Raw genomic sequence first — 25,101 nt, forward strand, 5'->3', positions numbered from 1 at the left:
TTATGCCCATTCAGCCGTTACTTCGACCGGACGCAGGTCGAACACTAGCACTTCGGCGTCCTTGCCGTCGGCGATCTTCAGCGCCTGTTCGCCGCGGATGCGCGCGCCGTCGCCTTCGCCGAGCGTCACACCGTTGACCGTTACGCTGCCGCGTGCCACATGCACGTAAGCGAAGCGGCTCGGGTCAAGTTCCAGCGTAGTGCTTTCATCGCCGTCGAACAGGCCCGCGTAAATCCGGGTGTCCTGCCGGATCTTCAGCGAACCGGCATCGCCGTTCGGCGACACGACGAGTGCGAGCTTGCCGCGCTTGTCGCCGTCCGCGACATTCGTCTGCTGATAACGCGGCTCGGCACCCTTTTCAGCCGGCCCGACCCAGATCTGCAGGAAGTGCACCGGCGTTTCCGGCGAGTGGTTGAACTCGCTGTGGCGCACGCCCGTGCCCGCGCTCATCAGCTGCACGTCGCCCGGCACGATCACCGAACCGGTGCCCATCGAGTCCTTGTGTTCCAGCGCGCCCTCGAGCACGTACGACAGGATTTCCATGTCGCGGTGCGGGTGCGTACCGAAGCCGCGGGCCGGGGCGACGCGGTCGTCGTTGATCACCAGCAGGTCGGAGAAGCCGACTTGCTTCGGATCGTAGTAATTCGCGAACGAAAACGTATGACGGGAGCTGAGCCAGCCATGCTCCGCACGGCCACGTTGGTTTGCTGCACGGATTTCGATCATGATTTTTTCCTTGAAGTCGCCGGACCTCGGAAGTGGGACCGGCCGTTCGTTGAGATGAATCTTAGGTCAATCGATTTGACAAATAAATGGCTGTAGAGATAATGACTGTCGCTATGGAGTGGACAATATGGAACTCAACGACCTGAGAATCTTCGTCGCGACCGTCGATGCGGGCAGCTTCACGGCGGCGGCCGATCAGCTGATGCTGTCCAAGCAGTTCGTCAGCCGGCGCACGATGGCGCTGGAGGCGTCGCTCGGCGTGCGGCTTCTGCACCGCAATACGCGCAATCTCGCGGTGACCGAATCGGGGCAGGAGTTTTATGCGCGCGCGCAGCGCATCCTCGCGGAGATCGCCGACGCCGAGCAGGCAATGTCGGTGCGTAGCACCGAGCTGCACGGCTCGCTGAAGATCAGCGCGCCGCTGTCGTTCGGGATCACGCACGTGTCGCCGCTGATCGCCGAATTCCTGTCCGCGCACCCGGCCGTGCGGCTGAACCTCGATCTGACCGACCGGCGCGTCGACCTGATCGGCGAAGGCTTCGACCTCGTGCTGCGGATCGGCTCGCTCGAGGATTCGACGCTGATCGCGCGCCCGCTCGGCGCGTGGCGGATGATCGCGTGTGCGAGCCCCGCGTACCTGAAGCGGCAGGGCACGCCGCAGACGCCGGCCGACCTCGCCGGCCACACGTGCTTGCTGTACGGGCGCGAGCGGCGCGTCGGCTGGGAATTCCGCGTCGACGGCGCGTCGCGTACGTTCGACGTGCAGGGGCCGCTCGTCGCGAACAACGGCGAAGTGGTGCGCGACGCGGCGATCGCGGGGCTCGGCATCGCGCTGCTGCCGCACTTTATCGTCGGCGCGGCGCTCGACAGCGGCGCGCTCGTGCCGGTGCTCGACGCGTTCGTGCCGCCGCCGATCACGCTCAATGCGGTGTTTCCGCAGCATCGGGAAGGGTTCGTCACGCTGCGCACGTTCATCGGATTTCTTGCCGAGCGGCTCGGCGACGCGCCGCCAGCCGGTAAACGCGACGCGGGCCGGACGCGGTAGCGGGCCGGCGTGCGGCGAATAGGGTGATTATTCTCCGCAGAATTTGCGGAGAATATTGAGCCATGCGGTGAATCGGTGAGATAATCTCCGCATCATGAGCGGAGATTACACTTTCATCTGGGAGTCGGCCGACTGGCCGACGTGGCGCTTCGACCTCCCGGCACTCGCCACACCACTGGCCGACGTCAGCCGTGCGCAAGGCATGCTGGCCGGGCGGCTGGCGGATCTCGGCCTGGCGCTGCGCGACGAGGCCAGCCTCGCCGCATTGACGGAGGACGTCGTCAAGACCAGCGCCATCGAAGGCGAAACCCTGAACGTCGCATCGGTCCGCTCGTCGATCGCGCGCCGGCTCGGGGTCGACATCGGTGCGCTGGCGCCGGTCGACCGCCACGTCGAGGGCGTCGTCGACATGGTGCTGGACGCCACGACCCATGCGGCGGCGCCGGTCACCGAAGCCCGCCTGTTCGGTTGGCATGCGGCGCTGTTCCCCACCGGCTATTCGGGATTGTCGCGAATCACGGTCGGCGGATGGCGTACGGATGCGAGCGGGCCGATGCAGGTGGTGTCCGGGCCGATCGGCCGGCAGCGCGTGCATTTCGAGGCGCCGCCGGCCGCACGCCTGACGCACGAGATCGCGCGCTTTCTCGCGTGGCTCAATGCCGAGCCGGCCGAGCCGTTGCTGATCCGGGCCGGCCTGGCCCATCTGTGGTTCGTCACGCTCCACCCGTTCGACGACGGCAACGGCCGTATCGCGCGTGCGCTCGGCGATCTGGTGCTGGCGCGCGCCGACCGGAGTCCGCAGCGCTTCTACAGCCTGTCGGCGCAGATCCAGCGCGAGCGCAACGCGTACTACGACGTGCTGGAGCGCACGCAGCGCGGTTCGCTCGACGTCACGGAATGGCTCGCGTGGTTTCTGGATACGCTGGGCAGGGCCATCGATCACGCGCACACGACGCTCGACGCGGTGTTGATCAAGGCGCGCTTCTGGCAGCGATGTGCCGGCTTCGCGATGAACGCTCGCCAGGTGAAGGTGATGAACCGGCTGCTCGACGGCTTCGAAGGGAAGCTGACGACGACCAAGTGGGCGGCCCTCGCGAAGTGTTCGCCGGACACCGCGCTGCGCGACATCACGGAGCTTGTCGAACACGGCGTGCTGCGCCGTTCGTCATCCGGCGGCCGGAGCACGAGTTACGAGCTGGCGCCGTTCGACGGCTGATATCCGTTCGCGCGATCGCCGGCGCGTGCGGCCCGTCGCTGGCCCAAGCGATTGCCTGCGTCTGGCACTATCCCGTGCCTTTTTGTCTTCGAATACTGGATTCGCTGCCGGATGTCGCGCAGGCGCCGCCTGCCGCATCCGTGCGCGCTCATTCCGTACGAACCCGCTTTCGAGGAGACACGCATGCTCAGGTACCTGATCGGCATCGGTATTCCGTATCTCGGCGTGCTGGGCGTGCTGCCCTGGGTGGCCGCGCAGGACCGCTACGTGCTGGGCGTGCCGTTCGTCTTCATGTGGATCTTCGCGTGGTTCGTGCTGACGTCCGGCTGCCTGTTCGCGTGCTGGATGCTGTTCGATCGCCGCGCGGGCGGCACCGCGTAGCGCGCCGTCGCTTCGTTGCGGCGCGCCGGCCGCAAGCGCTTTCCGGCGAATCCCACGCTTTCCGTCCCTTCGCAGAGGTGCGCATGTCAACGGTCGTCTTCGCCGCGCTGATCGCGCTGTCGCTCTATCTTGCCGTTCGATCCGGCCGCGGCCGCGGCAAGCAGAGCGTGCATGACTTCTTCGTCGCGTCGCGCCAGTTCGGCACGGCGCTCGTGTTCTTCCTGACCGCCGGCGAGATCTACAGCATCGGCACGATGGTCGGCTTCCCCGGCGGCATCTACGCGAAAGGGCCGACCTACGGCGTGTGGTTCCTCGGCTATATCCTGCTGGCTTACCCGATCGGCTATTTCGTCGGCCCGAAGATCTGGGAGGCCGGCAAGCGCCACAACGCGATCACGCTGCCCGACCTGTTCAAGGGCCACTACCGCAGCCGCGGGCTCGAACTCGTCGTTGCGTGCGCATCGATCCTGTTCCTGATCCCGTGGGGGCAGCTGCAGTTCACGGGGCTCGTCGCGGCGCTCAAGGGGCTCGGCTGGCATGTCGAGCCGCTGTACCTGATCCTCGTGTGTGCGGCGCTCGCGTTCACCTACATCGCGATCTCCGGCGTGCGTGCTTCGGCGTACATCGCGATCCTGAAGGACATCCTGATGCTGCTCGCGATCGTCGTGACGGGCATCGCCGTCGCCTGGCAGGTCGGCGGCGTGCATCCGGTGTTCGACGCCGCGAGCCGGCAGGTCAGCAACACGATGAGCGGATCGCAATTGCGCTTCTCGATGAGCACGATGCTGTTCCAGTCGCTCGGCTTCTACCTGATGCCGTTCGCCGCGCAGAATTTCTTCACCGCGCGCGGACCGAACGCGATCCGGCGCACGCAGGTCGTGATGCCGCTGTACATGCTGATGTATCCGTTCCTCGTGATCGCGTCGTATTACGCAATCACCGCGAACCTGAAGCTCGCGTCGCCGAACGACGCGTTCTTCGCCGCGGTCACGCACCTGCTGCCCGACTGGCTGATCGGGCTCGTCGCGGCCGGCGCCGCGCTGTCGGGGCTGCTCGTGCTGGCCGGCATCTGCCTCGCGATCGGGCCGATCGTCACGCGCAACCTGATGCCGAACCTGCCGGAGTCGCGCCAGAAGCGTGCGGCCAAATACGTGATCGTCGGCTACCTGCTGTTGTCGATCGCGACCACGCTGCTTACGCCGAACCTGATGCTCACGCTGATCAACACCACCTACTACGGCGTCACGCAGTTCCTGCCGGGCGTGCTGATCCTGCTCGCGCGGCGCCAGGTGCGGCCCGTCGCGGTGGGCGCCGGGATGATCTGCGGCCAGGTGCTCGCGATGATCTTCTACGTGTTCCACGTCGATTTCGGCGGCATCAATCTCGGCCTCGTGTGCCTTGTCGTCAACGTACTCGTCGTCGCGGCCGTGCATGCGATGCTGCACGGCCGTCCCGTCAAGCAATACGCCGTATCCTGACGCAAAGGAGAACCGCCCCTCATGCAAGCATCCGCCACTCCGGCCGCACCCGTGACGGTCTTCACCGCGCGACGCATCCTGACGATGAACCCGGCGCAGCCGTCGGCCACGCACGTTGCCGTGCGCGACGGCCGCATCCTCGCGGTCGGCGACGCCACCGACGCGGCTGCGTGGCAAGCGCGGTTCGGCGCGTGTACGGCCGACGACACGCTGCGCGACAAGGTGTTGATGCCGGGGCTCGTCGAAGGGCATTGTCATCTGATGGAAGGCGCGATGTGGGACGCCGTGTATGTCGGCTACTACGACCGCCGCGGCCCCGACGGCACGCTGTGGCCGGGCCTGCGCTCGCTCGACGCGGTGCTCGATCGGCTCGCCGCCGCCGAGCGCGCGATGACCGACGACGGGCCGTTGCTCGCGTGGGGCTTCGATCCGATCTTCTTCGGCACCGCGCGGCTGACCGTACGCGAGCTCGATCGCGTGTCGGCGCGGCGGCCGATCGCGATCCTGCATGCGAGCGTGCACCTGATGAACGTGAACGGCGCGATGCTCGCGCGTGCGGGCATCGACGAGGACACCGATATCGACGGCGTGTCGCGCGACACCGACGGCCGCCCGACCGGCGAGCTGCAGGAGTTTGCGGCGATGCTGCCCGTGTATCAGACGATCGGCGGCAAGCTGGCGATTTCCGCGAGCGAGAAGCCGCACGCGGTCTGGAATTTCGGGCGCGTCGCGCAGCTCGCGGGCGTGACGACGGCCACCGATCTCGTCAACGACCTGTCGGCCGACGGCAACCGCACGCTGCACGAGGTGACCGCCGATCCGGACTACCCGGTGCGGATCGTACCGGCGTTCGCGCCGCAGCGTAATCCGGCGCGCTCGGCCGACAGCGTGCTCGCGGAGATCGAACGCAACACCGACAAGCTGCATTTCGGCCCCGTGAAGTTCATCGTCGACGGCTCGATCCAGGGCTTCACCGCGCGCGTGCGCTGGCCCGGTTACGCGGGCGGCCAGCCGAACGGGCTGTGGCTGATTCCGCCCGCGCAGATCGTCGACGTGTTCGAGCCGTTCCATCGCGCGGGGCTGCAACTGCACGTGCATACCAACGGCGACGAAGCGACCGACGTCGTGCTCGATGCAATGACGACGCTGCTCGCGCGCCATCCGCGCCCCGATCATCGCCATACGCTGCAGCATTGCCAGATGGCGGACGCCGCGCAGCTCGCGCGCGTTCGTGCGCTCGGGATGTGCGTGAACTTCTTCGCGAATCATCTGTACTACTGGGGCGATGCGCACTACAGCCAGACGATCGGCCCCGATCGCGCGAACCGGATGGACGCGGCCGGCTCCGCGCGGCGGCTCGGCATTCCGTTCGCGCTGCATTCGGATGCGCCGATCACGCCGCTGAATCCGTTGTTTACCGCATGGTGCGCGGTGCAGCGCGAGACGGCGTCCGGGCGTGTGCTGGGCGTTGGCGAGCGGTTGCCGGTGGACGATGCGCTGCACGCGATCACGCTCGGCGCGGCATATACGTTGCGGATGGATCATCTCGTCGGCAGCATCGAGATCGGCAAGTACGCGGATTTCGCGGTGCTCGACGACGATCCGTCGGTCTGCGCACCCGCGCGTTTGAAAGAACTCGCTGTATGGGGCACCGTGCTCGGTGGGCGCGTATTCCGGTCGCCGCGATGAGCGCGCCCGCTGCGGTTGACTCGACCGCGCTTGCACCGATCGACCTCGCGGTGATCGGCGGCTATCTCGGCGCGGGCAAGACGACACTCGTCAACGCGCTCCTGAAGGCGCCGCACGGCCGGCGCATCGCGGTGCTCGTCAACGACTTCGGCGCGGTGAACATCGACGCGCGGCTCGTCCGCACGCGCGGCGACGACGTGATCGAACTCGACAACGGCTGCATCTGCTGCACGATCGGCGGCGCGCTCGTCGATGCGCTGACGCGCGTCGCGACGCGCGACGTGCGGCCCGAACTGCTGCTCGTCGAGGCAAGCGGCGTGGCCGATCCCGCGAAGATCGCGCAGATCGGACTACTGAACGGAGCGTTCCGGTTGACGTCGGTGCTCGTCGTTGCCGACGCGCTCGCGTGGCGCGACACACTGGCCGATCCGCTCGTCGGCGCGATGGCGCAGCGCCAGCTCGACGGTGCGGGCGCGATCGTCGTGACCAAGCTCGATCTCGTCGCGCCGGAGCGGCGCGATGCAGTGCTCGACGATGTGCGCGCGTGTGCGCCGACCGATATCGTCGTCGCGGCACGGGAGGGCGAGATTCCGCTCGCGTTGCTGTTCGACACGGCCGTGCCCGATCGCCGCGCGATGCTGGCTGACATCGCGCGGTTGCACCGGCCGATCGGGCATGACGCGATGCCGGCGTTCACGAGCGTCACTGTCGCCGTGCCGGACGTGCTCGACAAGGCGCGGTTGCGCACGTGGCTGAAGGCGTTGCCGCGCACGATCCTGCGTGCGAAAGGGATCGTGCGCGTGGCCGACGCGGACGGTGCGGTCGCCACGCGCGTTTGCCAGGTTGCCGCGCGGCGCCTCCGGTTCTCGTCGATGGAAGGCGACGGGCGGGCACCGTACGAGGGGGACGGCGTGATGGTGTTCATCGGGATTTTCGATCATGCGACGGAAGCCGTATTGCGTGACGGAATCATGCAATGCAGCGTGGCTGCCGAAGCGGTTGCAATGACATCGAACGTCGATTGATCGGCGTCGCGCATTCGGGTTACGCTTCGGCGGGCGGCGGCATGCGTGGCATGCCGGGCCGGGCGTTTTTACCTCGAATGCCGCGTGCAGGTAGCTTCTACAGGCGCGCGACCCAGCGACGATCAAGCCGATGACCATCCTGAACCGATCGAATGCGCGCGGACACGCCGCGCTTTCCGCATCTGCCAAGCGGCGCACGCACCTGCCATCTGTCGCGGCGGCCGCCCTGCTGACGCTGCTGCCGGTTGCCGCGCATGCGGCCGGCTTCGACTGCGCGAAGGCCGCTTCGCCGACCGAGAAGGCGATCTGCGCGGATACCGCACTGTCGAAGCTCGACGGCGACCTGTCGGCCGCGTGGAAGAAGGCGCTTGCAAAGGGCGGCGATACGGCCGCGCTGAAGGCCGCGCAACTGAAATGGCTCAAGCAGCGCGACCAGTGCGGCAGCGACGCGCCGTGCCTCGGCGACCGCTATCGCGAACGGCTCGCGAGCCTGAACGGCACGCCGCTCGCCGCCGACCGCTGGCAGCAGACGTGGTACATGACGAGCGACAACCCGTCGTTCGGCGGCGTGCTGACGTTGACCGGCACGCCGCCGCGCCTGCATTTCGAGCTGGGCGCCAACAACGGCGCGAATACCGGCGGGCTCGACGGCGACATCGTGCTGCACGGCGACAGCGGCACTTACCGCAAGGACAAATGCCGGCTCGATTTCGACCGGAAGGGCGGACGCATTCGCATCACGCAACAGGGCGCCGATTTCGATTGCGGCGCGGGCTCGGGTGTCGTTTATGCGGGCGACTATGTGACTGCGTCGCAGTTTCAGGCCAAACCACCGGCCGACCTGCTGAGTCTCAAGGTCGTGACCGACGCGACGCAGAACGCGACCGCGCACAAGCTGCTCGGCGCCGATTATCAGACGCTCGTCGACATGGTCAACTACAGCGCCGACGAAAAGGATCTCGACGGTCTCAATGCACACGTGACGTCGTACTGGGTGCGCGGCATCGCGACGACGAACGCGGCGATCGTGATGCGTCGCGGCACCGACCTGTGGATCGGGCTGCTCGTGTTCGATGCAAGGAACAACGTGCGGATGCGCTATTACTCGAACGTGCCGGCGTGGAAGAAAACCGTGCCGAAGACGATCAACGCGTGGCGCGACAATCTCGACAAGACGCTGCCGGTCGACGTGATGCAGTAAGCGGGCGCCGCCGCCCGGCGTTGCTTCATGTCTTGCGCGCGGCACGCACCTGCGCCGGCGGCGCGGCGGATTCCCGCGCGCGCAACTCGGGCAGCACGGCATTGCCTGGCCCCGTGGCGCCGTTCTCGAGCGCGTCGAGCAACGCATGCGCGGCCTGGCGCCCGATCGCGTCGGTGTCGACCCACATCGTCGTCAGCGGCGGCTGGATCTCGCGTGCGAGCGCGATATCGTCGAACCCCGTGATCGACAGTTGGGCGGGCACGTCGATGCCGAGCGCCTGCGCTTCGAGCAATGCACCGAGCGCGAGCGCGTCGTTGCCGCAGATCACGGCTGTCGGCCGCGTCGCCGCGTCGCTGCCGGCGATCGCGCGCAGGCTTGCTCGCCCGAACGCGATCGTTGCCGCGCCTTCGTGCTGGTGCATGGGGCGCACCGCGAGGCCATGCGTGGCCAGCGTGTCGTGAATGCCGCGCAGGCGGGCTTGGACGCGGTCGTTGTCCGCCGACGGCTGCATGATGATCGCGAAATCGCGATGGCCAAGGTCGAGCAGGTGCGTGGTGAGCCGCGCGAACGCCGCGCGGTTGTCGAAGCCGATGCAGCAGTGCGGGCTGTCGTCGCGATACGCATAGGTGACGACATACGGCACGCGATGCATCGCCAGGAGTTCGAACAATTCCGGCGGATACGCTTCGCCGACCAGCGACACGGCTTCCACGCCGCGCGACAGCATCGCGCGCACCTGCGCCAGCGCCTGCGCGGGATCGTAGTTCGAGCAGCCAAGGAACAGCGTAATGCCGTGTTCGGCCATGACCGTCTGCATGCCCGCGACCTGCGACGCGAACACCTGGTCGTCGAGCGTCGGAATGATCGCGCCGGTGATGTGCGTGCGCGTCGACGCGAGTGCGCGACCGGCCGCATTCGGAATCCAGTTCAATGCGCGCGCCGCTTCGCGCACGCGCTGCTGTACGTCGGCCGACACCTTGCCGGGATCGTTGTACACGCGCGAGACGGTCGCGGTCGACACGCCGGCCAGTTTCGCGACATCGCCAAGCACCGAACGGCCGCTGCCGCGGCGCGCCCGCGATGCGCCACCGCGGGACGGGGGCGTGCTCATTGGCTGTCTCCCGACGCGGTGGGCCTGCCTGCGCCGTGCGTTGCCAGTCGCGTCATTGTTTACCCTCGATTCATGATGGTCCCGCTTGCATCCTCATTCGATCCTGTGAGAATGTAAGCGCTATCTTCCTGCTGCTTCGTATTATGTCAGACATGGATCTCACCCGCATTGCGAAATTTTCAGAGACGACGGCCGTTCCGGCCATTTTGTCGGCCTCAAATGTAAGCGATTACATTCGAGCATGAGCAAGACCACTTCACCGCGTATCGCCGTCGTCGGCAGCGTCAACATCGACCTCGTCACGCGCGCGCCGCGCCTGCCGGTGCCGGGCGAAACGCTGCTCGGCACGGCATTCCAGACCGTTCATGGCGGCAAGGGGGCGAACCAGGCGGTTGCGGCCGCACGCCTGGGCGCATCGGTCGCGATGATCGGCTGCGTGGGCGACGACGCATTCGGGGTGCGCCTGCACGGCGCGCTGGCGGCGGAGCGCATCGACGTGACGCATCTGCACCGGATCGGCGGCACGGCAACCGGCGTGGCGACGATCACGGTCGACGACGGCGGCGCGAACAGCATCGTCGTCGTGCCTGGTGCGAATACGTGCCTCGATGCCGACCGGATCGACGCGGCGAGAGAAGCGATCGCGGGGGCGGCGCTGCTCGTGTGCCAGCTCGAAGTGCCGGTTGCCACCGTCGTGCGCGCGATTGCCTGTGCCGGTGCGCGCCACACACCGGTGCTGCTCAATCCGGCGCCCGCGCAGCCGCTGTTCGACGCATTGCTGGCACGGGTCGACTACCTCGTCGTCAACGAGACGGAAGCCGAGTCGCTGACCGGTATCGCCGTTGGCGACGACGCGTCGGCCGTGCGCGCCGCCGACGCGCTGTGCGCGAAGGGCGTCGCCAACGTGCTGGTCACACTCGGCGCGCGCGGCGTCTGCTGGCGCGGCAGCGCAGGGAACGGCCGTCGTCGGGCGATGAAGGTGGTGGCCGTCGATACGACCGCGGCCGGCGACACGTTCGTCGGCGGGTTCGCGGCGGCCCGCGCAGGCGGCGCGTCGATGGACGACGCAATCGGCTTCGGCCAGCGTGCGGCCGCCATCAGCGTCACGCGCTACGGCGCACAGACCTCGATCCCGACGCGTGACGAAGTCATACGTATGGATACCTGAATTCCGCACACGACGGAACGGCCGGAACCGGCCGATACCAGTGACATGGAGACAACCGACATGAACGAAAACCAACCTGTTCCGCCCGCGCCGCCACGCATCCGGCGCGGCCAACGCGTCGCGCTCGCGCTGTTGATGGCGAGCGGGATCGTCAACTACCTCGATCGCGGCACGCTGGCCGTCGCGAGCTCCGCGATCCGCGGCGATCTCGGCCTGTCGCTCGCGCAGATGGGGTTGCTGCTGTCCGCGTTCTCGTGGAGCTATGCGCTGTGCCAGTTCCCGGTTGGCGGGCTGGTCGACCGCATCGGCCCGCGCCGGCTGCTCGGCATCGGGCTGATCGTCTGGTCGTTCGCGCAGGCGGCGGGCGGCATCGTGTCGACCTTCGGCTGGTTCATCGTCGCGCGCATCGTGCTCGGCATCGGCGAGGCGCCACAGTTCCCGTCGGCCGCGCGCGTGGTCAGCAACTGGTTTCCGCTGCGTGCGCGCGGCACGCCGACCGGCATTTTCAACGCAGCATCACCGCTTGGCACCGCGCTGGCGCCGCTGCTGCTGTCGATTCTCGTGGCGTCGTTCGACTGGCGCTGGGCGTTTATCGCGACGGGGGCACTCGGCCTCGTCGTCGCGGTCGTCTGGTTCGCGCTGTACCGCGATCCGGTGCGTGCGCAACTGTCCGCCGCCGAGCGCAGCTATCTCGATGCCGACGCGCAAAGCGTGGCTGCGGCGCCGAAACTGACGTTCGCCGAATGGCGCAGCCTGTTCTCGCACGGCACGACCTGGGGGATGCTGATCGGCTTCTTCGGCTCCGTGTACCTGAACTGGGTCTACCTGACCTGGCTACCGGGCTACCTGACGATGGAGCGGCACATGAGCCTGATCCGCACCGGATTCGCCGCGTCGGTGCCGTTCCTGTGCGGGTTCGTCGGTTCGCTGGTCGCCGGCTGGCTGTCGGACCTGGTCACACGCCGCAGCCGTTCGCCTGTCGTGAGCCGGCGCAACGCGGTGGTGGTCGCGATGCTCGGGATGGTCGCCTTCACGATCCCGGCCGCGCTCGTGCAGAGCAACACGGTTGCGCTCGCGTGCATTTCGGTCGTGATCTTTCTCGCGAACGCGGCGTCGGCCTGTTCGTGGGCGCTCGCGACGGCAGCCGCGCCGCCGAGCCGTGTCGCGTCCCTCGGCGCGATCCAGAATTTCGGCGGCTTCATCGGCGGCGCGCTTGCGCCGATCCTGACGGGCATCATTGCGCAGAAGTGGTCGTTCGTGCCGGCGCTGCTGACGGCCGCGGCGATCGCGTTCGCCGGTGCAATGGCCTATCTGCTGCTGGTGCGCAAGCCGATTCCCGAGCAGGCCGCGAACGCCGCGCCCGGACCGTTGCCGGCGTGAGCCGCGGTCTGCTCCCCGCATTCACTGAAGCAAGGAGAAACAGATGCAACACCCGCAGCAATCGAACGTGGCCATCGAGGGGATCGTGCCGGTGATGCTGACGCCGTTCGACGACGCCGGCGCGATCGACTACGCCGGGCTCGAGCGGCTCATCGAATGGTATCTGGCGCACGGCTCGGACGCGTTGTTCGCGGTCGCGCAATCGAGCGAGATGCAGTTCCTGAGCCTCGCCGAACGCGCGGCACTCGCGCGCTTCGTGGTCGATCGGGTGGCCGGACGCGTGCCCGTCGTCGCGTCCGGGCACATCAGCGACGATCTCGATGCGCAGGTCGCCGAGCTGTGCGCGGCAGCCGAATCGGGCGCGCAGGGCGTCGTGCTCGTGACCAACCGCCTCGATCCGCAGCGCAAGGGCAGCGCCGCATTGCTCGACCATCTGCACCGGCTGCTCGCGCGACTGCCGACGGATCTTCCGCTCGGCCTGTATGAATGTCCGGCCCCTTACCGGCGGCTTCTTTCGGATGACGAACTGCGTGCATGCATCGACACGGGCCGGTTCGTGATGCTCAAGGACGTGAGCTGCGATCTCGACACGGTGAAACGGCGTGTTGCGCTCGCCGCGGGATCGCCGCTGAAGATCCTGAACGCGAACGCCGCGATTGCGTGGGATGCGATGAAGGCCGGATCCGCCGGCTTCAACGGCGTGTTCACCAACTTCCACCCGGATCTCTACCGGTGGTTGCGTACGCAAGGCGACACGAATCCGGCGCTGGCCGATGAACTGTCGACGTTCCTGGTCGTATCGGCGGTGTCGGAGGCGCTCGGCTATCCGGCACTCGCGAAGATCTACCATCAGCGGATCGGAACGTTCGGGTCGATCAGGTGCCGTGCGATCGACTACGACGTGCGTGAGCGATTCTGGGCGCTCGACGCTGTGCTCGACAAGATCGTCGCGGGGACTGAGCATTTTCGCCGGCGAATCGCGGCGTAATGGGCGGTGTGGCGCGCCGGGCGGTGTTGACGGCGCGCCGGCATCGTCGTGGAGAACATGTAGCGTGCGCGGCGTCCGGGCCGCGTGCGTAGCCCGGCCTCACAGCCTGTCGTGCCGTTATGCGCGCTGTGAGGCGTTACAAAGCCCTTGTTTCGCTCAATTGTCCACTAAATAGAGACAGCGAATCATATTTAGACGGATTGATGATTTCCGGTGAGACAGTAGACTGCACTCGTGCTTCGCCAGAACCGATTCGAAGCGCGCCGCGAGCGGCGCGACCGGACGGATTCTTCGGCAACTGGTCGTGGTATCGGCCAGCGATCCGATCGAGCGAGGAGTGGCCCGTCGCCGGCCACGCACGCCGCTCCGGCGTGCATCGGCAACGGCCGCATCAAACCGTCAATTCAAGGGTGATTGCTATGCGTTACGTTTCGCTGGAGTCGAAGAAGGACGAGCTGCTGCTGGCGGCTCGCGTGCTGATGATGATCCTGTTCGTGCTGTTCGGCTGGCAGAAGCTGAACGGCTTCTCGGGCACGGTCGCTTACATGGCGTCGACGGGGAACCCGGCGCCCGAACTGGCGGCCACGATCGCGGTGGCGGTCGAGCTGGCCGGCGGCGCGCTGATCGCGATCGGTTTCTATACGCGCCCGCTTGCCCTGGTGTTTGCCGTCTATACACTCGCGACCGCGTTGATCGGCCATCGTTACTGGGCGCTGCAGGGGATGGAGCAGTACATGGCGATGATCAACTTCTACAAGAACGTGAGCATCATCGGCGGGTTGCTGTTGCTCGCGCTGACCGGGCCGGGGCGGTATTCGGTGGATCGGAAGTAACGCAGGGCGAAGTTTCTGCCCGGTGTCAGGGGCCCGGCGCACGAAAGTGCGCCGGGTTTTGCTTTTTGCGGGCGAAGGCGCACCGGGTGCGCGTTGCTTAAACAACCGGCGTGGTGCCGAAGCGCGGCGGGCAACGTGCCCGTTCCTGGCCGGAATCCGCATCGCGGATCACGCATTGCACGAAGCCATTGGCTGGCGCGAAATGGGCAAAGAACGGGTCGAGCATGCGACTGAATGCGTACAGGCTCGTCGTATTGAACGCGGACGGCTCGACGTTCACCGCAATTTCGATGCCGCGCAGAAACGTCGACATGGGCTTGACGGCCATCCATTGCATGACGGGCCGGTGCGAGACACGGACGATCGCGTCGATGATCGGTGTCGGTCCCGGCGCGTCGGCCGCCAGCAAGCGCAGCAATGCCCGCAGCGTGTCGACGCCGGCCGGGTTCAGGGTCAGCACATGCGGCGCCAGACCGGCGACGAGCTGCCAGAGGGCACGCTGTCGAGGTGGCACGGCGCGGCAGCGCGATGCCGCGCGCAACAGCGTCACGCGGCCCGCGAGGTTGTCGTTCTCGTTGAACAGATCGCCGTCCGGGGCACCGAATGGCAGCGTCGAAGGATGGTTGCCGTTCGTGCAGGTCAGGCCGAGCATCAGCTGACCGTCCGATCGTGCAATGGCATGCCCGGTCAGGTCGACGAGCGTGATCTCCGGGTATCGCGACGCCTTGCTGTCGCCGTCGTATTCCCGGCTGGATGCAAGCCAGTAGGTCGGCGCATCGCGCGACGATCGTTCATGCACGAAGCCGCGGTAGCACGGAACGGGTGTGCCGCCCGATGCGTCCGGAGCGCCTTCGGCGGCCAGTCGAACCGTATCGATCGAGCGGACGGTGAGGCCGCGCATGCTCAGTACGTGCGGCGTGACCGTGTAGGTCGCGGCGCCAGGTCCGAGCGTGATCGGCATCGCGTCGCGGCTGAACAGGTTCACGATCGGCGTACAGTACAGCCGCAGGTGTTCGGTCGTGATGGTGTCGAGTTGCATGCGTGCGGCAGACGATTCCGGAACGTCGACGATCGGCACGTGCAGCGTTAGCTCGCGGCACGGGCCGGCCGCACGCGCAAGCATTCCGAAATCGATGTCGATGAACGCGAACTTGTCGGGAAACGCGAAATATTCGCGCAGCAGCCGCCACGGTGCATGTTCCGTTGTCGCGGTCGGCACGAGCGCATCGCGTTCATCGTACCCGGCCGGCTTCAGCGGAAATTGCGGCAGACGTTTCCAGTGACCGCCGGGATCGCTTTCCACGAATGCGATCGGCGCTTGCAGCAGCAGCGCGTCGGCCAGCGTGGCGGTGAACGCTGGCGTGCCATGGAAGTGGACGCGGATCTGCTCTGGCGTTGCGGCGCGAAACGCCGCTTCATCCGTCAGCGATGCGAACGTAATCGACAGAACGATCGACGTGTTCGGCGGCAGCTTGCTGCGTGGCGATGACGCGGCAGCTGGCGCCACGCCGACCCGCTCGATCGCGATCGGAGCAATCGAGACGTCGTAACAGGTCCGGAACCGGCAGGTGCCGGCCCGGTCTTCGAGTTCGGTGCCGCGTAGCACCGTCATGGGTTCGGTCAACTGGCCGAGCGCGGCGCCTGCGTCGATTTGCGCGATCGCGCACGACGGAATCGGGCGTAGCTGCTCGGGGTAAAGCGTGTCGATGACCGCCTGCGCGAACACCGGGTAGTCGTCGTCGAGTTTCCTGCTGATCCGGGCACTTAGCAGTGCGAACGATTGCAACAGCCTGCCAAGATGCGGATCGTCGTTTTCGCCGTCGGTCATTCCGAGGCGTGCGGCGATCTTCGGAAAGCGCGCGGCGAACTCGTGCGTCGAGCGGCGCAGCAGCGCCAGCTCGCGCTCGTAGTGGGGCAGGAGCTCATCCATCGTCGGTTGGATCAGCGCCGGATGTAGGGCGGCTCCCATTCATGGGGCAGCGAGTCGGGGTCGAGCCAGCGGACTGTCCGGATTGCGCGGTAAAGGATGAACAGGGGCGGCAGCTTGACGACCGCGCTCACGAACATCACGATGGCCTGTCCGGGATCGATTGGTGCGGGACCAGCATGCAGGTAGAACGCCAGGCCAAGCAGCGGCAGATAAAGTGCCATGGCGCCGAAGGACAGCCAGCGGAACAGCCGGACAGCCCAGAGCTTGCCGGCGCCCATGCCGACGCCGACCGGCATCATGATGACGCTGATCAGGACCCATCCCGGCAAGAGGACGTCGCCGTGATCGATGCCGAATGCCGACGCCATGCCCAAGATGAGTTCAGTTATCGAGAAACCCACGCCCAGGAAAAAGCCGACCGCAGCGACGATGACCGGTCTGGGGCCACCGCGAGGACGATCGCCGGGGCGTTCCGTGCCAAGGTACGCTTTGTCGTAAGTCGTCGACTCGTTCGGATCCTGAGTCGTCATCGAGCGTGCTCCGGGAAGTGGCTGACGCCTACCTGAAATTGCAAGACGGTGGACGGATTACCGGCCATCCTAGCAGCCGTCGTTTCCGGCACAAGCAATTGCGCGGGATGTGATGCATCGTTATCCTGATGACGGGTGATCCACCCGGTTACCTCTTTCGTCAGATCGGGCGGACTGATGCCATAAACGCCCGTACCGTAAAACGACGTCACGTATGCGGGAGCCTCGATTGTCCTGAGCAGCATCAGCTCCGTGCGTGCCTTGTCCAGCTTCTGCTGCGCTTCACGGACCTTGGCTGCGAGACTGCTCGTCTGCTGCTGCATCTGGCCGGCTTGTTCGCGCATGAGTGCCTGATTGGGGCTGTCGAGCTTGCCGTGTGTCAACGAATCCAGTGCCTTGCGTTGATCCACGAGGCGTTTGGTTGCCTGGACGGCTTCCTCTGCCGCTTCACCGGCTTCACGGGCCACTCGGGGCAGGGACGCGAGCGTGCGGCCGCCGCTGACGAGGAGGTCAGGCATGACCATGAGCGGACCGACGGCTTCGATGATCCGGTAATGCAATGAGTGTTCGAGCTGACTGGCGCGGACTTCGTCGCCCTGGATCTGATACGCCAGCATTCTGCCGTCCTCGGACAACAGCATTAAAGAGCCGAACCCGGCCAGCAGACCGAGCGCCGGGAGCAGCGTGATTCCGCCGGCGACTATCGCCGCCATCGCTACGGCGCCGGCGAGCAAGCCGAACATGTCGCCGGCAACGGCTGCCGCCCCGAATGCGACCTTGTGCTGATCCATGTAATTCCGTGCTGTCGCGATCCCCCTGTCGAGCGCGGTGGGCCCCGACGCTGCCGCGACCCGGTGCGACCACGTCTGTGCGAGCTGCTGGATCGTCTGCGGACTGGCATTGCTCAACGGATCGGGCACCGCGACCGGCATGCGCGTCACCGAAACAACGAGATCCAGCGCGTGGCCGTCCGCATCGGGAATGGCTGGCTTGAGCCGCGCCGCGGCCTGCCCGTCGAAGAAGATCACGCCCGCCTTGGGACCGAGTACCCGCCCAGCGAATTTCGACAGGTGAAATTCGGCATCGGCCCGGTGGCAATAGGGCTCCCATAATGCGGGTGATTTCGGCATGGCGTCTTATTAATAATGCAGTGTTGATTATCGATGCGGCCAGTGGATGTGCCAGCGCTTCCGGCGATCAGCCGAGAATATAATCCGGCTGCATGACTAAAACCAGTCGGTCGCGCGAAAGGAAGCCTTTGTATATAAAGAGAAGGCAAGCGGAAAGGTAATAATTTCCGAATATGATTTCAAGTCGTTTTCGTGTCGGTATTTATTTCTATTCGATTATTAGGGTTCGTTCGTTGAACTGTCAAATAACGGTTCCGGGGTCCCCTTTTTCGTCAGTCGTGGATTATGATTTTGCGGCTTGAGACCCGCAAAAAGGGCAAAAGCAAACTGAGGGGGCCATTATGCAATTGTCCGATCTCGCAGGTTTTCTGAACCTGCAGAACAGCCGTCTGTTGACGATCAAAACACCCTTGTCGGGCGCGTCGGAACTCGTGCTGGGTGACTTCCAGTGCAGCGAGGGGCTGTCGGTGCTGTACGACATGCAACTCGGGCTGGCGTCGAGAAACCCGAATATCGAGTTGAAGCAGATGATCGGGCAGCCCGTGACGGTATCGCTGCAATTGAGCAATGCCCTGGCGAGCAGCGACGAACGGTATTTCCACGGTTACGTCACGCAGTTCGCCCATACCGGGGCCGACGGCGGGTTGGCGAGTTACACGGCCACCGTGCGGCCGTGGCTGTGGATGCTGTCGCGTCGAGTCGACTCGCGCATTTTCCAGGACAAGAATGTCCAGGACATTCTCGGCGACGTCTTTTCGAAGTACGCGAAGCTGGCCTCCTACGAGTTTCGCGTCGCACGGACGCTGAAGCCGTACAGTTATTGCACCCAATATCGGGAAACCGATCTGAATTTCGTGCTGCGCCTGCTGGAGCAGGACGGGCTGTTTTTCTATTTCGAACATGCGAAGGACGGGCACAAGCTGATCGTCACGGATGCGTCGACCAATGCAAAGCCGATCGACGGCACGGTTGCATTGCGCTATGCGACCAGCGGCGAAACCTTCGACGACGAAAGCGTGGTCACGCAGTGGGTCGCGCAGCGTCACCTGTCTTCCGATAGCGTCAGCATGAAGACGTTCGACTACAAGGTGCCGAATGCGCGCCGCTATGTGTCTGGCGACGCGCCGATCAAACAGGGCGATGTCGGCCATTACGAGATCTACGACTATGTCGGCGGGTACGGCTTCGATTCGACCGATCACGGCGAAGAACTCGCGCGTTTCCGGCTGGAGGCGCTTGCCGCGAACGGCAAGGCATTCTCCGGCGCCACCAACTGCCGCACGCTGTCGCCCGATCGCTATTTCGAAATGACGGATCATTACGATCCCGGCAGCGGCAACGAGACCGACCGGCAATTCCTGGTGACGGCCGTGCGGCACCACGGCATGAACAACTACCAGTCGAACGAAGGTGCGGGCCGGTATTCGGCGAGCTTCCAGTGCATCCGCAAGAAGATTCCGTGGCGGCCGTCGCTGTCGGTCGTCAAGCCGGTCATCGCCGGTCCGCAGACGGCAATCGTGGTCGGGCCGAAGGGCGAGGAGATCCACACGGATTCGCTCGGGCGCGTCAAAGTGCAATTCCACTGGGATCGTCTGGGCAAGCGCGATCAGAGCAGTTCGTGCTGGGTGCGCGTCGGCCAGCCGTGGGCCGGCGGCGGTTTCGGCGGCATGCAGATTCCGCGCATCGGCGACGAGGTGGTCGTGTCGTTCCTCGACGGCGATCCCGACCGGCCGATCATCATTTCTCGCGTGTACAACGCGCAGAACATGCCGCCGTGGAAGCTGCCGGAAAATGCGACCCAAAGCGGCATCCTGTCGCGCTCCACCAAAGGCCACTCCGGTACTGCGAACGCAATCCGCTTCGAGGACAAGCAGGGCGAGGAAGAACTCTGGCTGCAGGCCGAGCGCGATATGCGCACCGAGGTCGAGCACGACGAGTTGCGTGTCGTCGGCAACGATCATCGCTGGGCCGTCGGCCGAAATCATACGCTCAACGTCAAGGTCGATCACGCGTCGAATACGGGCAACAACCAGACGGTCGGTGTCGGCAGCGGCTTTGCGATGACGGTCGGCGCGCTGCCGGCCGACAATGCGCCGCCGCCCGATGCCGGTACCTACACGCTCAACGTCACCGAACAGATCGTGATCCAGTGCGGCAAGGCGCGTATCACGCTGAGCAAGGACGGCACGATCCGGCTCGAAGGCGTGCAGATCCTGGAGAACGCGTCGGACTACTTCCTGATGCAAGGCAAGAAGATCGACCTGAATCCCTGACCGGCGAATCATCAAAAGACCTCGGCGAACATGAAATACCTCATTCAGGAATGCAGTTTCGACATCCCGTCGCTGAACGACGATCGTACCGTCAACGTGCTGACGCTCGCGCATCCGCAAACGAGCGGGACTTACCAGATTGTCGTCAGCCGCGACCAGTTGATCGGCGGTGAGGATCTCGAGCGTTGCATGCGCAGACAGATCGGCCTGATGACACGGCACGTGACGGGCTTCAAGGAGATCGCGCGGCAGCAGGTCGAGATCGGCGCGCAGCGCGTGCCGGCGCTGGAGCTCGAGAGCACGTTCAAGCAGTCGGGTTCCACGTTCCATCAGATTCAGGCGATGACTGTCGTCGATGCACCGCGCCTGCTCGTCATCACGCTGTCGAGCCAGACGCCGCTGTCGGATGCGCACCGTACGGCGTGGAAGCAGCTGCTCGACAGCTACCAACAGCATGGATAAGCCTCGCGCGCTTCGTCGAACGCCGGGCGCCCGCGCTCGCGTTCCCGACGCGGCCATTCTGTAACCAATCAGGATCGATCCCGCCATGTCCCTGCTCGCAGCCGCCCGACTCGGCGATACCTTTACCCATACTTCGTTACTGGCACAGATGCTCAAGGTCGCATCGACGATCGGGGCAGGGTTGCTGGTCGGGGCCGCAATCGGGGCGGCGGCGGTGTTCATCGTCGGGACGGGCGGGCTCGGTGCGGTCGTCGTCGGCGCGATCGTGGGCGCCGTGCTGTCGCAGGTCGTCAACGCCGCGACGTCGAAATTCCTCGGAAGCGATTCATTGGAGGGATATTTATCCGAAAAGGCAGGAGAACTGATAGATAGCTTCATCCCCGGCGAAGTGAAAGGCGCGATCGTGACCGGTTCCGCCGACGTGTTCGTGAACAGCCGGAGCTCGGCACGCGCGGCCGGCATGCCGAAGCCGCCGTTGCCGCCGGGCGTCGAGCCGCAGTCGGTGGCCGATCTGTTTACGCCGGTCGACCAGGATTTCGTCGCGTGCTCGAATCACCCGACGCCGAAAGGCGAGCATCTGGCCGAAGGCTCGTCGAGCGTGTTCATCAACGGCCGGCCGGCGTCGCGCATCAAGGATGCGACGACCTGCGACGGCAAGATCAATACGGGGTCGACCAACGTCAGCATCGGTGGCGAGCGGATGCGGGTGCGGGAAGTCACGAGCGAGATGCCGCCGTGGCTTGCGACGATCGCGAAATACGCAGGGCTCGCCATTGCGATTTGCCAGGCGTTGCGTGGGCGTGGCTCGCTTGCCAGCAAGCTCGCCTGTTTTGCGATGAACTTCGCGATCAACGTCGCCGCGGACAAGCTTGTCAGCACGGCTATGTCCGGCCGCCTGGGCCATCCTGTTCATCTACCGACCGGCGCGAAGATTCTGGACGGCGACGAGGACCTGGATTTCGTACTGGACGCGCCGGTGCCGATCGTTTGGCAGCGCTTCTACAGCAGCCTCGACCCACGCACGGATCGGCCGATCGGCCGCGGCTGGAACCTTCCGTATGCGGTCGAGCTTAGGCTCGGCGTGGGCGGCGAGAATCCGCACCTCTGGATCGATTCGCAGGGACGGCGTACACCCGTTCCCGACCTCCAGCCGGGACAGAAATACTTCAATCGCAGCGAGGCGCTGACTTTCGCCTGTACGCCGGGCGGCCACTGGATGATCGAGCAGGACGACGGCACCTGCTTCGACTTCGGCTTGCCGGTCCACGGCCTGGCGCCCCAGACGCTGCGCCCGCGCGTGATCGAGGATCGCAATGCCAACTGGCTCAATTTCCACTACGACCCGCAAGGGCGGCTCGTTGAGCTTGTGACGATGGCCGGCCATCGCTTGACGATCGAGTACGACGCCACGCTGGCGCAGCGGATGTCGCGTGTGCTGCTGCATACGGATGCCGGCACGACCTGCATGGTGAATTACGCGTATACCGGCGATGGGCTGCTCGAACGCGTCTCCGATGGCGAGGGTGTCGAGCGGCGCCGGTTTGCCTACGACCCGGCCGGACGCATGACGATGCATCGCCTGCCTGGCGGCCAATCCGCGTTCTATGCGTGGGAGGAGTTCGAGCGCGACGCGCTGGCGGAGGAGAGCGGCCTCGACGGTCGGGAGGCGCGGGTCGTCGAGCACTGGACCGATGATGGCGAGCGCTATCGGCTGACCTATGACTTCGCGCGGCAGGCCACCCGCGTGACCGACCATCTCGGTCGCATGCAGCTGTGCGAATGGAATGCCGACTACCTGGTGACTGCGCATACCGACGCGCTCGGGCAGACCTGGCGTTTCGACTGGGGGCCGGCTCGCGAACTGCTCCGTATCGTGGAGCCGGACGACGCGACGACGCAGCTTCGTTACGACGACGAGCGTGGCTTGCCCACCGAACTGACGAATGCACTGGGGCAGACTACGCGATTCGAATGGCACTCGATGTGGATGACACTCGAACGGCAGACGCTCGCGGACGGCCGGCAGTGGGCGTACGAATTCGACATGCGCGGCAATCGCGTCGCCGAGCTCGATCCGCTCGGACAGCGCACCGAGTTCCGGCTCAATCGCCAGGGGCGGCCGGCGGCGATCGTCGATAAGCGCGGCGGGATCACGGAGTTCGGTTGGGACCGGCACCACCGGCTGATTGCCCGAACCGATTGTTCGGGCATCACGACGCGGTTCGAGTACGACGTGCGCGGCCGCTTAACGGCGCTTATCGACGCGCTCGGGCAGGCGACGCGTTACCGTCATGATGACCGCGATCGTACCGTCGAGGTGCAGTTGCCGGACGGTAGCGATCAACGTTATCGCTGGTCGTCGAACGACGAGCTCGTGGCGGCCGTCGACGGCAATGGCCATACAACTTCGTTCACCTACGACACCGCGGGGCGCGTGGCGTCGAGAACCGATCCGAACGGGCACCAGGTTGACCTCGAATACGACGCCGCAGGCAACCTGTGCACGCTCTACAACGAAGTACGCGACAGCTACCGGTTTGCTTACGACGATGCGGACCGATTGACCGGGCAGGTTGGTCCGGATGGCTTGCGCGTCGAATACGAACGCGACGCGCGGGGCGCGCCGATCTTGGTCAGGCAAGGGGCCGGTACGCCGCAGCAGATCACGGTTGAATTGGGGCGCGACGCGCTCGGGCGTCTGGTTCGCAAGCGCACGCCCGAGACGGTGACGACGTACAGCTATGACGAGACGGGGCGACTCGAACGCGTGGCGCGGACCGACCGCGACAATCGCACGATCGATGCCGTGGCGTTTTCGTACGACGCGCTGGACCGGCTGGTCGAGGAGGTTGCCGAAGCGGCTGGCGACGATGGCCGGATGCGGGTAACCAGGCTCGCGCACGAGTACGACGCGCTCGGCAATCGAACGCAAACGATGCTGCCGGGCAATCGGACCTTGAACTGGCTGTATTACGGCAGCGGTCATTTGCATCAGATCGCATCGAACGACGAAGTCGTGTGCGATTTCGAGCGGGACCGGCTGCATCGCGAGGTGAGCCGCACGCAGGGCGCGCTGACGCTGGCGACCGGCTACGACAGCCTGTCACGGAAAGTGGCGCAATGGATCGGTGACGCGCAGCATGCACCGGGCGCGTGGACGGCGTTTGGTACGCGGCAAGGGCAGGACGTGCTGCGCAAGGCATTCGCATATGACAGTGCGGGCGAGCTGACCGCTCGAATCGATCCGTTCGGCGGGGAACTGAAATACAGCTACGATCCGGCGGGTCGATTGCTGGGCAGCGCGGCGGCGGGCCTGAGCGGGCGTGCGGATGCGGTGGGCGTGCTGACGGAGCAGTTCGCGTACGACGCGGCATCGAATCTGCGTCCGCTCGGGCAACCCGGGCGCATAGAGGGCAATCGGCTGCTGATGAGCGGCGATCGACGCTACCGCTACGACTCGCTCGGCAGAATGGTCGAGAAGCTGACGGGCGGTCACACGATCCAGCGTCTGAAGTACAACGTGGAGCATCAGCTGGTCGAGGTGAGCACGAACCGGCGCGGGGTCGAGCAGACGGTGCGATTCAGTTATGACGCGCTCGGGCGCCGGACGGTGAAGCTCGACGCATTCGGTGCGACGCGCTTCGTGTGGGACGGGATGCGTCTCGCACAGGAGCAGCGCGGCCATCAGGCGGTGACTTATCTGTATGAGGATGGCGGTTATGTGCCGCTGGCGCGGATCGATGCGATTCACGAAGACAGTCACTGGCTGTGGCGGCTGTATCACGAAGGGGAACGGAACCGGCCGCCGGCGGATGCGAAGCCGAGCGCGAAGATCTATTACTTCCACTCGAACGCGAGCGGTGCGCCGGAGGAACTGACAGACCGCGACGGCAAGGTGGTGTGGCGGACGCGGTACCGGGCGTGGGGCAATACGGTGCTGCAGGAATATGCGCCGGAGTTCCAGGCGAACCCGGTTGGCGACGTGATGCAACCGCTGCCTCAGACATTGCGGTTCCAGGGGCAATATGAGGACCTGGAGACGGGGCTTTGCTACAACACGTTCCGGTACTATGACCCGGATGTCGGACGATTCATCACGCCGGATCCGATCGGGTTGGCGGGTGGGCTGAATCAGTATCAGTACGCGCCGAATCCGCTGATGTGGATCGATCCGTGGGGCCTAAGTTGCTCGGCGCTTGATAAGGCTAGACGCAGCGGTGTGGCCAAGGCGTGGCGACAGGAGCGGCGATTGGTGAAGTTGACTGGGCAGGGGACGCGGACCTGGACTCGAGCGGAGAAAGCGGAGCTTTTGTCCCGGGGCAAAGTCACTGGATATGAGGGGCACCACATCAATAGTGCAGAGGCTCATCCGCAATTGGCAGCGGAGCCGGACAACATAAAATTTGTAAAGGGTCGAGATGAACACCTGTTGGAACATAATGGGAATTTCCAGAACGTAACAACTGGACCTATGCTCGATCGGCGGGCACAGTTACAGCAGGCGATAGACGTCGCCCGTACGAAATAGTGAAATT

The 25,101-nt window shown here is 65.4% G+C and carries 19 protein-coding genes; 14 read left to right on the forward strand and 5 right to left on the reverse strand.

What is annotated here, in order from left to right:
* The gene (locus U5809_RS00245) at positions 1–726 is read right to left on the reverse strand and encodes a pirin family protein (RefSeq protein ID WP_322084980.1); all 726 of its coding nucleotides are present in this window, start codon (positions 724–726) and stop codon (positions 1–3) included.
* Positions 727–853: 127 nt separating this feature from the next.
* Here U5809_RS00245 and U5809_RS00250 point away from each other — a divergent pair, with 127 nt between their 5' ends.
* The 7 genes from U5809_RS00250 (at position 854) to U5809_RS00280 (ending at position 8,761) form a co-directional block, all read left to right on the forward strand.
* Positions 854–1,771 carry a LysR family transcriptional regulator gene (locus U5809_RS00250; RefSeq protein ID WP_322084981.1) on the forward strand — a complete coding sequence of 306 codons (918 nt, stop codon included), beginning with the start codon at positions 854–856 and terminating at the stop codon, positions 1,769–1,771.
* 94 nt (positions 1,772–1,865) lie between these two features.
* The gene (locus U5809_RS00255) at positions 1,866–2,987 is read left to right on the forward strand and encodes a Fic family protein (protein WP_322084982.1); all 1,122 of its coding nucleotides are present in this window, start codon (positions 1,866–1,868) and stop codon (positions 2,985–2,987) included.
* Between the two features lie 183 nt (positions 2,988–3,170).
* The gene (locus tag U5809_RS00260; protein ID WP_176046657.1) at positions 3,171–3,368 is read left to right on the forward strand and encodes a DUF3311 domain-containing protein; all 198 of its coding nucleotides are present in this window, start codon (positions 3,171–3,173) and stop codon (positions 3,366–3,368) included.
* A gap of 83 nt (positions 3,369–3,451) precedes the next feature.
* On the forward strand, positions 3,452–4,846 hold the full coding sequence (locus tag U5809_RS00265) for a sodium:solute symporter family protein (RefSeq protein ID WP_176046656.1): 1,395 nt from the start codon (positions 3,452–3,454) through the stop codon (positions 4,844–4,846).
* A 21-nt stretch (positions 4,847–4,867) separates the two neighbouring features.
* Positions 4,868–6,535, forward strand: coding sequence for an amidohydrolase (locus U5809_RS00270; RefSeq protein WP_322084983.1), 1,668 nt, complete (start codon positions 4,868–4,870; stop codon positions 6,533–6,535).
* A complete protein-coding gene (locus U5809_RS00275) occupies positions 6,532–7,560 on the forward strand; it encodes a CobW family GTP-binding protein (protein ID WP_322084984.1) in 1,029 nt (342 codons plus the stop codon). The genes U5809_RS00270 and U5809_RS00275 overlap by 4 nt, the downstream gene beginning before the upstream one ends.
* A gap of 130 nt (positions 7,561–7,690) precedes the next feature.
* The gene (locus U5809_RS00280) at positions 7,691–8,761 is read left to right on the forward strand and encodes a lysozyme inhibitor LprI family protein (RefSeq protein WP_322084985.1); all 1,071 of its coding nucleotides are present in this window, start codon (positions 7,691–7,693) and stop codon (positions 8,759–8,761) included.
* 25 nt (positions 8,762–8,786) lie between these two features.
* Here U5809_RS00280 and U5809_RS00285 read toward each other — a convergent pair whose 3' ends face one another.
* On the reverse strand, positions 8,787–9,872 hold the full coding sequence (locus U5809_RS00285; protein WP_282512260.1) for a LacI family DNA-binding transcriptional regulator: 1,086 nt from the start codon (positions 9,870–9,872) through the stop codon (positions 8,787–8,789).
* A gap of 241 nt (positions 9,873–10,113) precedes the next feature.
* Between U5809_RS00285 and rbsK the strand changes: the two genes are divergently transcribed.
* The 4 genes from rbsK to U5809_RS00305 all read left to right on the forward strand — a co-directional run bounded on the left by rbsK (position 10,114) and on the right by U5809_RS00305 (position 14,241).
* Positions 10,114–11,040 carry a ribokinase gene (gene rbsK / locus U5809_RS00290; protein WP_322084986.1) on the forward strand — a complete coding sequence of 309 codons (927 nt, stop codon included), beginning with the start codon at positions 10,114–10,116 and terminating at the stop codon, positions 11,038–11,040.
* Between the two features lie 60 nt (positions 11,041–11,100).
* Positions 11,101–12,420 (forward strand): MFS transporter, encoded by a 1,320-nt coding sequence (locus U5809_RS00295; RefSeq protein WP_282512256.1) that lies wholly within the window; start codon positions 11,101–11,103, stop codon positions 12,418–12,420.
* 43 nt (positions 12,421–12,463) lie between these two features.
* The gene (locus U5809_RS00300; RefSeq protein WP_322084987.1) at positions 12,464–13,408 is read left to right on the forward strand and encodes a dihydrodipicolinate synthase family protein; all 945 of its coding nucleotides are present in this window, start codon (positions 12,464–12,466) and stop codon (positions 13,406–13,408) included.
* Between the two features lie 419 nt (positions 13,409–13,827).
* Positions 13,828–14,241 (forward strand): DoxX family protein, encoded by a 414-nt coding sequence (locus tag U5809_RS00305; protein ID WP_282512252.1) that lies wholly within the window; start codon positions 13,828–13,830, stop codon positions 14,239–14,241.
* Positions 14,242–14,338: 97 nt separating this feature from the next.
* Here the strand turns inward: U5809_RS00305 and tssF are convergent, their stop codons facing one another.
* Genes tssF through U5809_RS00320 form a run of 3 tightly spaced genes read right to left on the reverse strand, consistent with a single transcriptional unit; the run spans position 14,339 to position 17,831 of the window.
* Positions 14,339–16,171: a type VI secretion system baseplate subunit TssF gene (gene tssF / locus U5809_RS00310; RefSeq protein WP_322084988.1), complete on the reverse strand. Its 1,833-nt coding sequence runs from the start codon at positions 16,169–16,171 to the stop codon at positions 14,339–14,341.
* Positions 16,172–16,182: 11 nt separating this feature from the next.
* On the reverse strand, positions 16,183–16,701 hold the full coding sequence (locus U5809_RS00315) for a hypothetical protein (protein WP_322084989.1): 519 nt from the start codon (positions 16,699–16,701) through the stop codon (positions 16,183–16,185).
* Positions 16,698–17,831, reverse strand: a complete 1,134-nt coding sequence (locus U5809_RS00320) for a hypothetical protein (protein WP_322084990.1) — start codon at positions 17,829–17,831, stop codon at positions 16,698–16,700. Before U5809_RS00320 ends, U5809_RS00315 begins: the two co-directional genes overlap by 4 nt.
* 341 nt (positions 17,832–18,172) lie before the next feature.
* On the opposite strand from U5809_RS00320, the gene U5809_RS00325 reads away from it, so the two are divergent.
* The 3 genes from U5809_RS00325 (at position 18,173) to U5809_RS00335 (ending at position 25,094) form a co-directional block, all read left to right on the forward strand.
* The gene (locus U5809_RS00325; RefSeq protein ID WP_322084991.1) at positions 18,173–20,104 is read left to right on the forward strand and encodes a type VI secretion system tip protein VgrG; all 1,932 of its coding nucleotides are present in this window, start codon (positions 18,173–18,175) and stop codon (positions 20,102–20,104) included.
* A 30-nt stretch (positions 20,105–20,134) separates the two neighbouring features.
* Complete coding sequence (locus U5809_RS00330; RefSeq protein ID WP_322084992.1) at positions 20,135–20,566, forward strand: DcrB-related protein; 432 nt, start codon at positions 20,135–20,137, stop codon at positions 20,564–20,566.
* Between the two features lie 85 nt (positions 20,567–20,651).
* On the forward strand, positions 20,652–25,094 hold the full coding sequence (locus U5809_RS00335) for an RHS repeat-associated core domain-containing protein (RefSeq protein ID WP_322084993.1): 4,443 nt from the start codon (positions 20,652–20,654) through the stop codon (positions 25,092–25,094).
* Positions 25,095–25,101 lie beyond the last annotated feature (7 nt).

Source organism: Burkholderia sp. BCC1999, assembly GCF_905339975.1.
Classification (GTDB): Bacteria; Pseudomonadota; Gammaproteobacteria; order Burkholderiales; family Burkholderiaceae; genus Burkholderia.

Excerpts from the sequence above, each read along its gene's own strand:
- U5809_RS00245 (WP_322084980.1), bottom strand. The coding sequence starts at position 726 with ATGATCGAAATCCGTGCAGCAAACCAACGTGGCCGTGCGGAGCATGGC.
- U5809_RS00330 (WP_322084992.1), top strand. The coding sequence starts at position 20,135 with ATGAAATACCTCATTCAGGAATGCAGTTTCGACATCCCGTCGCTGAAC.
- U5809_RS00295 (WP_282512256.1), top strand. The coding sequence starts at position 11,101 with ATGAACGAAAACCAACCTGTTCCGCCCGCGCCGCCACGCATCCGGCGC.
- U5809_RS00285 (WP_282512260.1), bottom strand. The coding sequence starts at position 9,872 with ATGAGCACGCCCCCGTCCCGCGGTGGCGCATCGCGGGCGCGCCGCGGC.
- U5809_RS00305 (WP_282512252.1), top strand. The coding sequence starts at position 13,828 with ATGCGTTACGTTTCGCTGGAGTCGAAGAAGGACGAGCTGCTGCTGGCG.
- U5809_RS00280 (WP_322084985.1), top strand. The coding sequence starts at position 7,691 with ATGACCATCCTGAACCGATCGAATGCGCGCGGACACGCCGCGCTTTCC.
- rbsK (WP_322084986.1), top strand. The coding sequence starts at position 10,114 with ATGAGCAAGACCACTTCACCGCGTATCGCCGTCGTCGGCAGCGTCAAC.
- U5809_RS00325 (WP_322084991.1), top strand. The coding sequence starts at position 18,173 with ATGCAATTGTCCGATCTCGCAGGTTTTCTGAACCTGCAGAACAGCCGT.
- U5809_RS00320 (WP_322084990.1), bottom strand. The coding sequence starts at position 17,831 with ATGCCGAAATCACCCGCATTATGGGAGCCCTATTGCCACCGGGCCGAT.
- U5809_RS00300 (WP_322084987.1), top strand. The coding sequence starts at position 12,464 with ATGCAACACCCGCAGCAATCGAACGTGGCCATCGAGGGGATCGTGCCG.
- U5809_RS00270 (WP_322084983.1), top strand. The coding sequence starts at position 4,868 with ATGCAAGCATCCGCCACTCCGGCCGCACCCGTGACGGTCTTCACCGCG.
- U5809_RS00265 (WP_176046656.1), top strand. The coding sequence starts at position 3,452 with ATGTCAACGGTCGTCTTCGCCGCGCTGATCGCGCTGTCGCTCTATCTT.
- tssF (WP_322084988.1), bottom strand. The coding sequence starts at position 16,171 with ATGGATGAGCTCCTGCCCCACTACGAGCGCGAGCTGGCGCTGCTGCGC.
- U5809_RS00315 (WP_322084989.1), bottom strand. The coding sequence starts at position 16,701 with ATGACGACTCAGGATCCGAACGAGTCGACGACTTACGACAAAGCGTAC.
- U5809_RS00275 (WP_322084984.1), top strand. The coding sequence starts at position 6,532 with ATGAGCGCGCCCGCTGCGGTTGACTCGACCGCGCTTGCACCGATCGAC.
- U5809_RS00335 (WP_322084993.1), top strand. The coding sequence starts at position 20,652 with ATGTCCCTGCTCGCAGCCGCCCGACTCGGCGATACCTTTACCCATACT.
- U5809_RS00250 (WP_322084981.1), top strand. The coding sequence starts at position 854 with ATGGAACTCAACGACCTGAGAATCTTCGTCGCGACCGTCGATGCGGGC.
- U5809_RS00260 (WP_176046657.1), top strand. The coding sequence starts at position 3,171 with ATGCTCAGGTACCTGATCGGCATCGGTATTCCGTATCTCGGCGTGCTG.
- U5809_RS00255 (WP_322084982.1), top strand. The coding sequence starts at position 1,866 with ATGAGCGGAGATTACACTTTCATCTGGGAGTCGGCCGACTGGCCGACG.